A 230-nucleotide genomic window follows, 5' to 3' on the forward strand; every position below is an offset into this window, starting at 1 on the left:
GCTCAAGCTCAACCAGAAACGGCGTGCCAAGCGCCGAGTGCCAACGAGAGAACGTCAGCCTTTGAATGTGCCCGCCGCGCCCAACCTGATGTGGTCCGCTGACTTTGTGAGCGATGCCCTCTACTGTGGCCGCCGCTTTCGTACCTTCAACATTATCGACGACTTCAATCGAGAAGCTGTAGCGATCGAAATCGACACATCGATCACGAGTCGCCGGCTAATCCGGGTTT

The 230-nt window shown here is 56.5% G+C and carries 1 pseudogene; it reads left to right on the forward strand.

Going from position 1 to position 230, the window contains the following annotated elements:
* Positions 1-230, forward strand: a pseudogene (locus SAY88_RS25740) (IS3 family transposase); the annotation flags it as partial.

This window comes from Halalkalibacter flavus, from assembly GCF_036663575.1.
GTDB lineage: Bacteria > Bacillota > Bacilli > Bacillales > Bacillaceae_D > Halalkalibacter > Halalkalibacter flavus.